General features: G+C 44.8%; 14 protein-coding genes. 8 read left to right on the top strand and 6 right to left on the bottom strand.

Translation table 11 applies throughout. From position 1 onward, the window contains the following. Positions 1-180: 180 nt before the first annotated feature. Positions 181-603, bottom strand: a complete 423-nt coding sequence (locus RID53_RS09625) for a tellurite resistance TerB family protein (RefSeq protein WP_446387896.1) — start codon at positions 601-603, stop codon at positions 181-183. 54 nt (positions 604-657) lie between these two features. On the opposite strand from RID53_RS09625, the gene RID53_RS09630 reads away from it, so the two are divergent. Then, complete coding sequence (locus tag RID53_RS09630) at positions 658-873, top strand: hypothetical protein (protein ID WP_446387897.1); 216 nt, start codon at positions 658-660, stop codon at positions 871-873. Between the two features lie 81 nt (positions 874-954). Here RID53_RS09630 and RID53_RS09635 read toward each other — a convergent pair whose 3' ends face one another. Beyond that, the gene (locus RID53_RS09635; RefSeq protein ID WP_446387898.1) at positions 955-2,301 is read right to left on the bottom strand and encodes a 16S rRNA (cytosine(967)-C(5))-methyltransferase; all 1,347 of its coding nucleotides are present in this window, start codon (positions 2,299-2,301) and stop codon (positions 955-957) included. Between the two features lie 70 nt (positions 2,302-2,371). After that, positions 2,372-3,664: a protein kinase domain-containing protein gene (locus RID53_RS09640; protein ID WP_446387899.1), complete on the bottom strand. Its 1,293-nt coding sequence runs from the start codon at positions 3,662-3,664 to the stop codon at positions 2,372-2,374. Positions 3,665-3,859: 195 nt separating this feature from the next. Between RID53_RS09640 and RID53_RS09645 the strand changes: the two genes are divergently transcribed. Continuing rightward, positions 3,860-5,122 (top strand): RNA-guided endonuclease InsQ/TnpB family protein, encoded by a 1,263-nt coding sequence (locus RID53_RS09645; protein ID WP_446387900.1) that lies wholly within the window; start codon positions 3,860-3,862, stop codon positions 5,120-5,122. 88 nt (positions 5,123-5,210) lie between these two features. Here the strand turns inward: RID53_RS09645 and RID53_RS09650 are convergent, their stop codons facing one another. Both RID53_RS09650 and RID53_RS09655 read right to left on the bottom strand, forming a co-directional pair. Next, positions 5,211-6,074 (bottom strand): DUF4388 domain-containing protein, encoded by an 864-nt coding sequence (locus RID53_RS09650; RefSeq protein WP_446387901.1) that lies wholly within the window; start codon positions 6,072-6,074, stop codon positions 5,211-5,213. A gap of 155 nt (positions 6,075-6,229) precedes the next feature. Further along, complete coding sequence (locus RID53_RS09655) at positions 6,230-6,589, bottom strand: response regulator transcription factor (RefSeq protein ID WP_446387902.1); 360 nt, start codon at positions 6,587-6,589, stop codon at positions 6,230-6,232. 726 nt (positions 6,590-7,315) lie between these two features. Here RID53_RS09655 and RID53_RS09660 point away from each other — a divergent pair. From RID53_RS09660 to RID53_RS09680, 5 genes are all read left to right on the top strand, one after another. Then, the gene (locus tag RID53_RS09660) at positions 7,316-8,689 is read left to right on the top strand and encodes an AAA-like domain-containing protein (protein ID WP_446387903.1); all 1,374 of its coding nucleotides are present in this window, start codon (positions 7,316-7,318) and stop codon (positions 8,687-8,689) included. A 155-nt stretch (positions 8,690-8,844) separates the two neighbouring features. Further along, the gene (locus tag RID53_RS09665) at positions 8,845-9,564 is read left to right on the top strand and encodes a PEP-CTERM sorting domain-containing protein (protein ID WP_446387904.1); all 720 of its coding nucleotides are present in this window, start codon (positions 8,845-8,847) and stop codon (positions 9,562-9,564) included. A 409-nt stretch (positions 9,565-9,973) separates the two neighbouring features. Further along, positions 9,974-10,615 carry a PEP-CTERM sorting domain-containing protein gene (locus RID53_RS09670; protein WP_446387905.1) on the top strand — a complete coding sequence of 214 codons (642 nt, stop codon included), beginning with the start codon at positions 9,974-9,976 and terminating at the stop codon, positions 10,613-10,615. A gap of 323 nt (positions 10,616-10,938) precedes the next feature. Then, complete coding sequence (locus tag RID53_RS09675; protein WP_446387906.1) at positions 10,939-11,622, top strand: PEP-CTERM sorting domain-containing protein; 684 nt, start codon at positions 10,939-10,941, stop codon at positions 11,620-11,622. 58 nt (positions 11,623-11,680) lie between these two features. Next, complete coding sequence (locus tag RID53_RS09680; RefSeq protein WP_446387907.1) at positions 11,681-12,400, top strand: PEP-CTERM sorting domain-containing protein; 720 nt, start codon at positions 11,681-11,683, stop codon at positions 12,398-12,400. 9 nt (positions 12,401-12,409) lie between these two features. Here the strand turns inward: RID53_RS09680 and RID53_RS09685 are convergent, their stop codons facing one another. After that, complete coding sequence (locus RID53_RS09685; RefSeq protein WP_446387908.1) at positions 12,410-12,535, bottom strand: hypothetical protein; 126 nt, start codon at positions 12,533-12,535, stop codon at positions 12,410-12,412. A 549-nt stretch (positions 12,536-13,084) separates the two neighbouring features. On the opposite strand from RID53_RS09685, the gene RID53_RS09690 reads away from it, so the two are divergent. Next, complete coding sequence (locus RID53_RS09690; RefSeq protein ID WP_446387909.1) at positions 13,085-14,077, top strand: GGDEF domain-containing protein; 993 nt, start codon at positions 13,085-13,087, stop codon at positions 14,075-14,077. The last annotated feature ends 179 nt before the right edge of the window (positions 14,078-14,256 follow it).

A 14,256-nucleotide genomic window follows, 5' to 3' on the forward strand; every position in this document is an offset into this window, starting at 1 on the left:
AAGCTGGGAAAGCCGACCTTTAGGGGCGGTTTTTACCCATAAGGTTTTAGCCCTGTCGGTAAAATTTGACTAAACCTATCCGGATAACATTTTGTGACACATCGATAACTGGACTAAGCCTGCCCTTGGGGGAGAAAAAATGGACTGAGAACTCAAATGACCAACCCCAATCCCACATCACTAAGATTGCTGGTCAATCCAGCGGTGGTAGAGTTTTTGAATGGCTTTAAGCACACTATTATGAGTGGACTTGGGGGAAGCCTGGGCGGGATCGAGAAGCTGTAAGCGAGTGAGCAGTTTAGCCTCTTCTGTGTCCACATCGCCATCGCTGTAAATCAAAGCACTAATCGCTTCAATCAAGCCCTGATAATCCTCTTGGCTGGGATGATCACCCAAATACTCTTGCACCCATCTATAACACTGGTCACTGGATACCGATTTGAGTTCGTTCAACAAGGGTCGAATTTCTGGGTCTTCAGCCACATTGGATTGCTGGGCGACTTGGCGCAGATACTGCCGTTCCTCTGGCTGAATTCGACCATCGATCCAAGCTGCACCAATCAGAATCTTTACGAGCTGTTTGACGTGAGAGTCTGTAACCATGACATTTTTCTACAAAGAACTTCTGCTCTATCTATATCAGAACTGTCCCCAAAAATGCGCTTAGACGTTCTAATCTTTACCAATGAGCAGGCTTGGTTAAGGGAAGATGGGGGAGATGGGGAAGATGAGGGAGATGGGGAAGATGGGGGAGATGGGCAAGATGGGGGAGATGAGGAAGATGGGGGAGATGGGCAAGATGGGCAAGATGGGGAAGATGGGCAAGATTGTGTAGGGGCGGGTTTTACCACTAACGTTTCGTTTTCACCCTGATATAACTAAACCCGCCCCGACCTGACCGTTCAATTATCACAAATGACAAATGACCAATGACCAATGACCAATGACAAATGACTAATTCCCCAAATACTTCAATCTCACCATAAAAAAGCCATCCATCTGATGCTGATGGGGTAAGACTTTCAGCCAGCCTTGAGGCGTAGAAAAAGTGGTGAGTGTCGGCGGGGGTGCATCGATACGCCAGTGGGGATGACGTTCTAGAAAGGCTTGAATCACGGCTTCATTTTCCTGGGGATGCAAAGTACAGGTGGCGTAAACTAAGACGCCTCCGGGTTTTACCCAGGTGGCTGTCTGAGTTAATAGTTCACTTTGCAGTACAGAAAGTTCCTGAACTCTGGCTGGAGTACAACGCCACCGGATATCGGGGCGACGGTGCAGCGTACCTAAGCCAGAACAGGGGGCGTCAAGTAAAACAGCATCGGCTTTTTGGGTAAATTGGGGAAAGTCGCGGCTATCGCCTGGGCAGATTTGAATGGATTGTAATTGTAACCGTTGGGTATTAGCTTTGACTTTTTTTAGGCGAGATGCGGCTTTGTCACATGCCCAGATTGTACCGCGATCGCGCATGAGTTCGGCAAGATGCGTGGTTTTACCGCCCGGTGCAGCACAAGCGTCAATGATGACATCATGGGGTTGAGGATTAAGTAAATGACTCACCAGTTGAGCGCTACTATCTTGAATTGTCCACCATCCCTCGTTAAATCCAGGAAGCGTTTGTATTGAACCTGTACTTCCTTGGAAGCGTAAGGCTTGGGGGAGGTGGGGAAGGCGCTGAACCTGAATACCTGCGGCTTGCATTGCTGTCTCCACCGTATCGATGGAAGCGTTCAAGGGATTGATCCGCAGGTCAAGGGTTGGCGGTTGGTTGAACCATTGACAAAGGGCTTCTGTTTCCTCGATGCCGAATTGATTTAACCACAGTTCGATCATCCAGTCGGGAAAACTATAGAGAATACCCAGGCGCTGAATCGGGTGGGAGGGTAATTGTAAGGGATCGTTTAGTTGGGGATTGGTGTTTAGACGGGTATACTGTCGCAGTACCCCATTAACTACCCCAGCCAGTCCTTTTAATTGATTAGCTTTAGCTAGTTCCACGCTGGTATTAACGGCGGCTGATGGGGGAATCCGTTGTAGATAGCGCAATTGGTATAAGCCCAGATGCAGAATGAAGCGCAAGTCTGGGGGCTGCTGGTGGGCTTTTTTCTTCCCCAATTGATCAATTAAGGCATCCAGGGTGCGAGTATGTCTGGTAGTACCATAGACTAAATCGGTTAACAGAGCGCGATCGGCACGGTTGAGAGTAGCGTTCTGAAGCACTCGATCCAACGCAATATCTGTAAACGCACCTAACTTGTGAATATCTCGTAGGGCGAGGAATGCAAGTTGGCGAGAGTTTGTCATGGATAACTCAAAAAACCTTTACATAAACAAAAGACAATCAGAGGCGCTAACTTGCATTGTTCCCACCGACTTACAAATCTTGGCGTGACAACAAAGACACGACAGACTCCTGCTGGCGCAAGGCAAAACGATCAGCAACTATCAGCGCGGGCAATTCGCCAATGGGTGCGTCTGGGCTGAACTGGAGACGATTATAGGATACCCAATTGCCTTTTACTCGCCATCCCACGCGATCGCCAAAACTACACCAGGCTTGCCAATGACTTTTCTGCTTATCTAGAATACTCTGCCAGATTTGCTTTTGGACGGTTAAACCGAAGCGATCGCGACTGTATTCTCTCCACATCTTATCAATCCGATGTAATTCCTGAACCGGAAACGTCTCAATATCCGCCACCCTCAACCAGCCGTCTCGTTTTGATACTTTCAGCACGAGTTTAGCCGTTTCTTGATCCGCCGCTTGCCACTGTTGAGCCGCCAGTAGAGTCCGCAATCGCTGATAATCGTCAGGAGAAAGTCCCGATAGTACTGTACTACTGCCCAACATTACCAACCATTCTGCCACGGATTGGGGACGGGCTTCCGGTTGGAGTGCCATCCCTTTCAGGATAGCTTGATTGACGCGATCGCTAATTTTAGGATTAAGCTGTTGAGGGGCTTCTAATTCTAAACGGTATGCTCGCATCGGTGCAGGTAAGGGAATTTCACCCGTTAGCAAAGCATACAATGTCGCGGCTAAAGCATAAACATCAGTATAAGCACCTCGTTTGGATCGCCAATCATATTGTTCAATTGGCGCAAATCCTTCAGATAACGACTGGGTATGGGTTTGGGTAATATTGGGGGTGAATTCACGGGCAATGCCAAAATCAATCAGAACGGCTTCATATCCAGCAATTCCGGGTACAGTTTCCACAGGACGCCGCATAATATTGAGAGGTTTGATATCTCGGTGCAGTAAGCCTTGATTGTGAATCAGCGTCAGTGCATTGCCAATCTGCTGGATGTAGCCTAACGCTTCGGATTCGGACAAAACACCGTGATGCCAAACTCGATGGGCTAATGTTTCCCCCTCTATATATTCCATGACGATGCACCACTGTTCATCCTCTTTAATCACTTCATCGACGCGCACGATATGAGGATGGCGGAATTTGGCTAAACGTAAGGCTTCATTGATGAAATCCTGCTGATATTTGGTGGCGTCGTATTGGCGTTGCAGGTAGTCGTTGAGGGTTTTAATCACCAAGGGATTTCCCTGTTTGTCTTTGACGAGGTAGGTTATGCCAAAGCCACCTTGTCCGAGGATTTTTGCGATCGCGTATTTGCCCTGTTGTAATTTCTGTCCGGGTTGCCACATCATCGTCTACAATTCCAAGACCTTGATTGAGATCTATGTTAGTACATTTGTTCTATATTGGGAAGAGGTGGTGCGATCGCATTTGAACGTAATTGCGGCATTCCCCGACTTCAACGACAGTGGGTCGGGGAAGGATAGCAGACAAACTAGGAATTAAATATTCCGTAGTTTGTCAAATTTTTATGGTAAAATATAGGCATGAAAACACGTAGAGTGACCTATAGAATTTACCCAAACAAGGCTCAATGTGACCAGCTTCATTGGGCGAGAAAAATGCACTGCGAGCTCTATAACGCGGCAATTGCTAACCGAAGGACGCAGTACAAGCGCTTTGGTCATTCCGTTAATTATCTTGAGCAGCAAAACTGTTTGCCTGAGTTTAAGAAAGTTTGGATTGAGTATGCCGAATTAGGTTCTCATACGTTACAAGCTACATTAAAGCGGGTTGATTTTGCCTATAAGCGATTTTTCCAAGGATTAGGTAAGTATCCTAAGTTTAAAGCGAAGCGGCGGTATAGTGGCTGGACCTATCCAGACAAAGCAGGTTGGAAGGCTTTATCTAACGGTAAAAACGGTTACTTGGAACTAAGAGACCTTGGTTTAAAGATTCAAATGCGGGGGCAAGCTAGGACCTGGGGAACGCCAACAACCTGCACAATCTTTTTCAGAAATGGTAAGTGGTATGCGTCAATCACTGTGCAGTGCAACCCAATCCGTCAAACAGGTACGGGTTCAATCGGAATCGACCTTGGCTGTAAAGACGCGGTAACGCTTTCAACTGGCGAGAAAATTGCTAAACCCGATTTTATTAAAGAGGGACACAAAAAAGTTAAGGTAGCCTCAAAGCGGTTAAGACGCAAAAGACCACCTAATAGGAACAAAAAAGTTAAGGGGTCGAGACGATGGAAAAAAGAACAAAAGCGGATTTCTGAGCTTCAGGGTAAGATATCCCGACAACGAGAAGACTGGCTGCACAAAACAACCAGCGAGATAGTTAGCGGTAATAGCCTAATCGGTGGTGAGCAGTTAAACGTCAAGGGTATGACTCGGAAGGCAAACAAGGGTAAGCGTAAGAAACAGAAAGCCGGATTAAATCGGTCTATTCTCGACGTTGGGTTTGGCATAGTCGGTGATTTATTAAGCTACAAATCGGCTGAGGCAGGTGGGTTTTATGTTGAGTCACCAACTAGGACGCTCAAGCCAACTCAACGATGTGCTAAATGTTGGGAATTAACGCCTAAGACTTTGAGCGATAGAGTCCATATTTGCTCTAATCCCGACTGTAAGCACGTCGAAGATAGAGATGTTAATGCTGCTCAAGTTAATGAGATTTGGGCAAGGGGTTTGGAACGAACCTCTTTAGACGCAGAGCTACCTAGCTCTACTGATTGTGGAAGCATGAAGCAACTAGGAGTGAGGAAGCGTCAGAAACAGCGACTTCAACGAAGTAAGTCGCTGTAGTTCATATAAACATTTTCTTAGATCGCCAAAACTCTTAATATACCGTAGGGTGGGTTTCGGCTTCGCTCAACCCACCAACCTTAAGTCACTAAGACGCTTTAGGAACTAAAAATCCTAGTAAATGTTGCAGAAACGAATAACTAACGACTTCCCGATAGGAGTCTTGGTGTAACCCTGATGATTGAGACTCGATGGCTGGGGTATAGTCATCTTCTACCGCTAGAGACATCTCTTCCGCTAAACCGATCGCAATTAAGCGAAAAGCAATCTGCTGTACCGTTTTCAGGGGAAGTTGTAGGTATTGGGCGATGGATTTGAGAGACACCATGCAATCCGTATATGTCCAAACTTGCCACTCTAGGTCATTTAACGGAAACTCAGACTGATCTGTCCCTAAACTGGCTAAACCCATATCTGGATCAGGTAAGTGATCCGCCAAAGCATCCCAACTTGGTAAATTTCTCAGTCCCATCAATGTGGCGAGTGTCGCTGATATACTCAAACCTGTCATTTCTATTGTCGGTAGCGGTACATTATGATCAAACCTAAAATGACCTGCTTTAAGTTGAAATGCATTGCATAAGGGCTGGAGAACTTGAACTTGGAATAGCCACTTGAGTTGTTGGTTGGTTAAAATACCCTGTTTTTTCAGATAAGAACCCAAAGGTTGATGCTTAGGACATAATCTCGTCAATTTAGCAAAGAGACTGGATGGACAGATATCCTTGAGCCAGCGCTGTTGGGCAATTAAGGAGACTAAACCTTGATGATCTAACAAATTTGCCATTCCCACAAGCTGTCCCCGATACACCCAGATATAATACGCTTGATTCGAGGACGTATGATCCGTACCTTCAGGATGCAGAGTGAGTAAACCGCTTTGATGTCCAGTTTCCAGTAAGCAAAAAACTTGCGGTAGAGAAAAATCAGCAAGAGAACCTGTGATGCACATGATAATTGAAAGAGTTTTTAAGGGTTGACGTTAAATTTTTTAAAGGAGGGAGGTAAGCGAAAGCCCTGATCTATACAGAAGTTTTGATTTTTTTCAGAGGTTATTCGGGACAAGTTTTACAGAATGCCAGCCACTCCTCCCTGAAAACATTTGACTTAGCAACAGAGACAGTGGGATTGAATCCGTTCTAATAACTTTTGGAAACTAAAGGGTTTGAAAAAATAAGCATTAGCTTTGGCTTCATTCGTCAAGATTATTGGCAAATCTCGTTCTAAACCTGTCATTAGGAATATAGGCAGACGATAGCCATGATAACGCAATTTTTTACACAGACTTATCCCATCTAGTTTGGGAAGCTCGATATCAGAAAGTACCAAGTCATAGTCAGTGATTACTGCCCTGTCCCAAGCCGCTGCACCGTTTGTGACTACATCGACGGTATAGCCTTCAAATGTGAGACATTCCAATAACACTTCGGCAAAGTCTAAATTATCTTCAACGACAAGGATTTTCATGATATATAAATCCGTTTTCTAAACAAGGATAATGCTTCCGGGAACTCTCCCCGACAAATTGAGCTTTTCAGACCAGTGTTTATCGGTTAAGTTTTTCAGAGAAAATCCCTAGGGTTCCGGTTAAATCCATTGAAGTTTTAGACGCCCGTTTGTCACGGCGATCGCTCCAGCTACGACGCCTTAACAATCACTCAAATCCAAAGCGATTTTTCGTTAATAGCTTTAGCCAAGAATGCGGATCAATACCAGCGACCTCTCTTCCAGCCTATCCCCGTTACACTGAGGAATAAATTTTATGGTGTTTCACAACCTACCATCTATACTTTTTATGATGCCAAATTTAATCTCTATCAACAATATATAAATTTGATATGAATTTTGTGTGGCTGAACGGCGAAGCTTTATCTAATCTTTAATTGCTGTCCCAAAAATTTACAGACTCTTTAAATAAGAGGGTTGACAAACTCAATTGGATGTTGAATTCTTATTAAGATAATCAGATTTCCAGATTTGTCAATATATAAAGTTGATATTTTAGTCAGAGACAGGTCACTATTTATTCGCGTCTATTTTGGTTTACTGCACAAAATTATGTAATTGTCAATATATTAAACTGATAAGTTGAGGGAGTCATCTTTGTCTAAATTTTATGAACTTATATGAATTGACAAGGCGTGACATGTTCTAAACGGTAATGGCGCTACAGGCTGAGAAGGCATAGATAGGATGATTAAACAGGGGCATCGTCCAATTGACCAGATATTGGAATGTATTGATACGTTCCTGGTTGCCAAGACTGGTCATTCGCTGAGTTATATTCAAAAAGCGATTCTATGGGCATCATGGCAGGATGAACCTAAAACCTATGACCAGATTGCTCAGGAGAATGGTTATTCTGCCAACTATATTAAGCAAGGTGTCGCGCCGAAGTTATGGCACTTACTCTCAAACGCCTGTGGGGAAAAAGTTAATAAGACGAATTTTCGCTCGGTACTCGAACGAAGACTGTTCAGTGACAAGGGTTTGACAACGGCTAACTTCCTAAAACCTAGGCAGTTTGTTGCCTTAGAAGTACCAGAGGGACAAGTTCCGTTGAATTCTATCTATTATATTGAGCGATCGCCTATAGAATCAGACGGCTGTCAGCAAATCCGCCAACCCGCCACTATCCTGCGTTTGCAGGGTTCTCAGCAGATGGGGAAAACCTCGTTAATGGCAAGAATTCTGGCTGATGCACAGAAGCAGAACTATCAGACGGTACGATTGAGTTTGAATCAGGCAGAGAGTTCAGTGTTTAGTGCGATCGCAACATTTCTGCGCTGGCTTTGTGTCAATGTGACACGACAACTTAGATTAGAACTGAAACTAGATGAGTATTGGGATGAAGCAATGGGCAGTTTGGTTAGCTGCACGCTTTATTTCCAGGAGTATTTGCTTGCACAAAGCGATCGCCCGTTGGTTATTGCCATTGATGAAGTGAATCAAGTTTTCGAGTATCCTGCGATCGCGGCAGACTTTTTGGCATTATTACACTCCTGGCAAGAGGATACCAAAGATATCCCCATCTTTTCAAACCTGCGCTTGGTGCTAGTTCATTCCTCTGAGGGTTATTGTTGGTTTCATACCTATCAATCGCTGTTAACTGTGGGGTTAGGGATTCAGTTATCCCCGTTTACTCGCGAACAAGTCTACGAGTTGGCAAAGCGTTATGGACTCTATTTATCATCCCAGGAACTGGATCAGCTTATCCGGTTAGTGGGAGGGTTTCCCTATTTGGTGCGTTTGATGTTCTATGAAATGGTCAAACATCAGGTAAGTTTCAAATCGGTAGCAGAAACTGTAGCGACGGATACAGGAATCTATGGGAATCACTTGCATCGCCTTTTATGGAGGCTGCGTCAGTATCCAGATTTAGCGGTGGCGTATCAGCAGGTGATTAAGGCAAATGGTGCTGTAGAACTTGATCCAATCCAGATGGTGAAGCTGCACAGTTTCGGGTTAGTGCGTTGGGTTGGCGATCGCGTGGTGGTAAGCTGTCAGTTGTATGAAGAGTATTTCCGCGATCGTGTCTGTAGATATCACTTCATCGAAACTTTATAGAAAGTTATTGATAGCTTTACATTCAGGTCTTGCCAACAGCAGGAGTATTCAGTTAGCTTATTTGTGAGGAGAGGAAAATATCGTAATCCCTAAAATAATTGACTCTTCTTAAATTCTACAATTACTTATTTGTTCGCCAAACCGAAGGAGTTCCAATGAATAAAACAATCCTTGCTTCCCTAGCCATGCTTCCTGTCGTTACAGCTAGTGTTTTTAGCACAGCTAGTGAAGCAAAAGCAGCGGCTTTGGTCGGAGAGTTCAGTATTTCTCCGGGAATAAACCTAACGGATACTGCACCTTTCGTACAAGTCACCAATGCTACTCTGTTTTCCGATCAGATAAAATTCACACCTGATCCAGGAGCGCTTCTTTTATCGAATCAATCTGGAACCTTCTCTGCCTTCGACGCCGGAACAATCAAGTCAATTCCTTCTCCGCTTATCCCTAGCAATGGAGCAACCAAAGATAACCCATTGGTCAAAAACTTTTTAGATTTGGGCAATTTACCCTTTGGCGATGCCAGTATAACCGATGAAGAAGATACATTTTCTCTGTTGAGCATCGGCGACTTTACAATCGAGGAAATGTTTGACCATGACAATCAATTCACGGGTACATCTATATCCATAGGACTTTCCGGATTCTTCACCAGTGCAGAGGGGCAAATGTCTAAAGGTGCAGGCACTATAACCTTCCAAAGTACCCTGAGAGAGTCAGGTGTTCAAGCGGCGCTTGCCTCCTCTGAAGGTTTAGATGCTAGTTTCTCTGGTGTGTTCATGAGTGCTTCTGTACCTGAACCCACAACCTTGGCTGGTTTAGGCTTAGTCGCGGGTTCTCTGATGCTGTCTCGCTCTCGCAAAAAGAAACAGGCGTAATATATGCTACACCAGAGGGGGCGATATACCGTGTCCCTCTGGTATCCGGCAAAAGAGAGCGCTTCTCAACGTGCGCTTATTGATCTTTAATTGATCTTGACAAAGTTGTGTTATATTAAGTAAAGCGTCTACACACAAAGCGTGCAGTCACTGGTGTAATATTAAAAATCTCTAACCTCCAGGAAGCATCAATTCCAAGAAATCCCCCAATAGCAGGATGTCTTGCTCCTCTGGACGAAAGTTCATGAAAACTTTACAGAAAGTTCATCATAGCTTTATGGATACTCCTAGACATGTCGAGTAGTATGAAGTTAGCTTAAGGAAAGAAAAGTAATCTGAATGTCAGAGTCTCACAGGCTCAAGACTCCTTAAGTACCACGCAATCGATCTGTCATTAGGAGTATATTTCATGAAAAAAGCAATTTTAGGTTCACTCGCTGTACTGCCCCTAGCGGCTGCTGGTGTGTTGGCTAACGCTGGCGCGGCAAGTGCTGCTGCGTTAACTGGTCAATTTAATTTCAGTAGCGTCTTCACTACTGCTGAAATTTCTATGGATGAAGTAGATTTCTCTGATCCAGGTGACATTGCTCTTACCCTTCAAACAGAAAGCTTTACAGCTTTTGATGCTGCTATCATCAGCGACATAGACTTGGATGATGCTACCGCAAACAATCCCTTTTTAGACTTGGAAGCTAGCTTTCCTGGTAGTCCTGGAGATGGCTTGAATGTATTCAATCTAACAAGTGTTGGTGACTACACATTTAGCCAAAGTGGTGAGAATGTAGCCATTGATCTATCTGTTTTCGGACAGTTTATCAGTGCCGACGGTATGTTATCTGACGGTGCAGGTAACCTAACTTTCCAAGTTAATGACGCTGACGCTGATGATATCGAAGACTTAGTTCTCAATCAAGATGGCATGGTGAATGCTTCATTCTCTGGTGCTGCATTTACTACCGCTTCTGTTCCTGAACCTGCCACGATGCTTGGTTTGGGAGTAGTCGCTGGTTCCTTAGCTCTGACCCGCGCTGGCAAAAAGAACAAGGCTTAAGACAATAAGCTAGAGCCTTTGGCTCAAACACAAAAACATTGGGGACAACAAAAGCAAGACCCCCAATTTTTTGTATATAAAGCTACTGTCAAACCTTGAGACGAATGATGCGATCGCCCCTTTGGAGAAAATGAAGGTGCGATCGCTTTATCGTTAATCACAGTCAGCGTTAGAGGGCAGTTTATCAAAACTTCACATAACTGAGTGGTCACTTCACCGATACTTCACCGAAATGGGGATGACACGCCAGTTAGAGTACAGTACCTTTAAAGAAAGGAAAAGCAGGGAATCTAGGGTAGACAGTCTAATCAAGGAGTTCAAACATGATACAGAAATGGGCAGTAGCTACAGCAGTAACAGCAGTAACGGTTCTGGGAGCGCTAGCAGCTCCAGCCAGTGCCATAAGCCTAGCGGATCTAGAGAATGATGGTGGGACATTAGAGACTACCGACAAGATATTCAGTGACTTCACTTGCTTAATTAGTTCCGATCCGACAACAAATACCCCAACCAGTTGTGAAGATGTCGAAGTCTCTTTACTTGCCAATGGACTGAAATTTGAAAGTGACTTTTTCGCAGCAGAAGGCGCAAGCTCATTTATCGATGTCTTAATCCAGTACACAGTAATGGCTAAGCCAGGAACGTCACCCTTCAACAGTATTGGATTAGCATTCGATGGTGAAGTCACCAATCCTGATGGATTTGCATCCATTACAGAAACTGTCGTTGATGCTAATGATGTAAATAAATTCCTTGGCTCTCTCACCGTGACAGCACCAGATGATTTATCTGATCCTGGTTTTGAATTGAATCAAGATGTTCCTCTGAGTGAATCAGTCACAAAAGCCCTCGTTACCAAAGATATCTTTCTAACTGATGGAGCAAGGATTTCTATGATTACTCAGACTTACCAAGTTCCTGAACCCGGTACAATAGCAGGTCTAGTAGGATTAGGCTCCTTGGGCATTGGGTCGATTCTGAAACGGCAACGTCAAAAAGATTCATAGTTAGCTGTGTTAGTTACATCTAAACTCTATTCATGCACGTAGTAATTTAGGAGGATTAATGATTCACAAACGTAGGTTAGCACTCGCATTTACCGCAGCAACTGTTGCAACCACACTTGCAGCCCCAGCCCAGGCACTAGTGTTTAATCTGGGAGACTTAATCAGCAATAATCAAAGCATTACTGTTGGTGATAAAGAATTCGGCAATTTCGAGTGTATTATCAGCCAGACAGGAACGACAACGCCGAATAGCTGTAACAGCATCAATGTCCAAACCAAAGATGATGATCCGTTTGGGTTACTGTTTCAGACTGGCTTTTCAGCTCGTTCAACATCCACCAATCCATCATCAAGCCTAGATGTCTTCCTCGCCTACGATATCACTGTTCTCGACCCAAACAAGCGGTTGGACAGTGCGCTGCTCAAATTTGATGGTTCAGGTTCCCCGCCGAGCGCATTGGCTAACGACGATGTGCTAGCGAAGGTTACTCAAACCATCAAGGCGATGGATAACACAACGGTTGGTACAGCCGAAGTTTTTGCTCCGCCAGCCAACAATAAAACTGATCAAGTCTCTTTAGACCAAAAGCTTGCTAAAGCCAGGGTAGAGAACCAAATTAACATCGAAGCTAAAAATGGTGCTAGAGGGTTCATTTCCGTGGTGGAAAATCGGTACGAGCAAACCGAGGTTCCTGAACCCGGTACAATTGGCGGCTTACTCGCCGTGGGTTCCCTGGGTATCGGTTCAATCTTGAAGCAGTTTAAACAAAAGAAGTAATCCCCTAACTTAGTGTGTTCCCAACAAAGGTTCCTCAGCATGTGCTTCACTGACTGAGGTTTTGCCATCTTTATCCCCATCTGAATCGTTGATTTGGGTGGGGTTATAATTATGTCCGGTTGAATAAGCTGTCATGCATTTAAATTGGGTATTAGTAGCGAGCAAGATGCAAAGCCTGCGGCATGGCTTCGCTAAACGCACTACAAGGATTGCGCCATCATTGATATTAAGGTTTAAATGCCGAACAGCTTACTTACACTATTGGTGGAGACAAGACACCAAGGCAGGAGGCAGTAGTTCGGCAGGACTTCGGCGTGAGCGCTCAGTCGAACGCTCACCAACCAGGCAGAAGGCACGATAAGTTAACTGATGGTGGGGGTTTGGGGGAGGAACCATAAGTCCCACACCATAGCATAAGCTTGGTGTTGGGTAGTTCACTGTAGAAGTCAGGGGAAATGAGTTATACTCGAACTCCTTATCGCATCCAATGCAGGGTAGCAACCCTCAAACGGATCAGCGTAAGTTTCTGCCTACAGCACATATACTACTGTTCTTAGCCCGAAAAACAGTCTACTCTAGATAGAGAGGGGAAATCCCCTGCCAAAGCTTCAACTTCTGGTAGAAAACGTTTTGACATCAGGTGCACAGGGTCAATGTCTCAGCTCTTCAGAGCTACATCCCAAAATGGACGCTTCTGTATTAATCGTGGGAAATCCGCAATTCCTTAAGACGTTCCTTGACCAGATTCGCACGATCACGTCTGGCAAGGTGGAGTCGTCTGCCAATCCAGAAGATGCTCTGAGTAAGGTTCAAGCTAAACAATACGCAATTTTAATCGTGCAGGCAACCCAAAATGGGAGTTTGGAACTGTGTAAGCAGGTTAAAGAACAGCTACAGTTAAGCTGGATCTATTGCATTTTAATTAATGACCCGTCTTATTCCTTGAGTGAAAGCAAAGCCGCTGATCCGCGTCGGGAACAAATTATTTGTGCTGAAGCCCTAGAAGGCGGTGCCGATGCCTACTTACCCTTGACTTGCACCCCAACGGGAGATCCAGGAAGTGCGTTGGCAGAATATCGGCTTCTGAAAGCCCATATCCTAGCCGGATGGCGCAGTGTACAGTTCTACCAAAAACTGCTGCAAACCAATGATGTTCTCTCCACCTTGGCTCTGGCTGATCCCTTAACCGAACTGAATAATCGTCGGGCGATGGAATGGGAGTTACCACGGCAAATCCAAAATGCCCGCACCTACATCACGGATCTGAGTGTGATTATGATGGATGTGGATCATTTCAAATCCGTGAATGATACCTATGGACATCAAGTTGGCGATCGCGTTTTGCAGTTGCTCTCAACTAGACTCCAGCATAATCTGCGCCTACAGGATACGTTGTTTCGGTATGGCGGCGAAGAGTTTTTAGTGGTTCTTAATCAAACGAATGGGGAGGAAGCTAAAATTGTCGCCAAACGCCTGCGATATCAGATCAACGAGCAACCGTTTAATGTAGATGGTACGATCGCGATCGAGATTACGATTAGCGTTGGCATTGCTTCTCTCAAGGCTTCAGATGACCACAAAGGTGAAAGCCTCGTCAAACGGGCGGATCATAATCTCTTGCGTGCCAAAGCTAAAGGAACGAACCAGGTGCTTTACAGTGATGACACACTTTATTAAAGTGTTGAGTTTTGACCCTTCGCTTTGCTCAAAGGTACGGTTTTGACATTCTGCGCTCTGAAGAGACGCAGATTCTCGCATCAGATTCGGCAGAGAAACCTTTGTCCGAATTCCGAATGGGCATTATCAAGATGCCTCTACTTGCTCAAACCTGCTATTTTTCAATACAGGCATTGCAG

This window comes from Coleofasciculus sp. B1-GNL1-01 (assembly GCF_040220235.1).
Lineage (GTDB): Bacteria > Cyanobacteriota > Cyanobacteriia > Cyanobacteriales > Coleofasciculaceae > Coleofasciculus.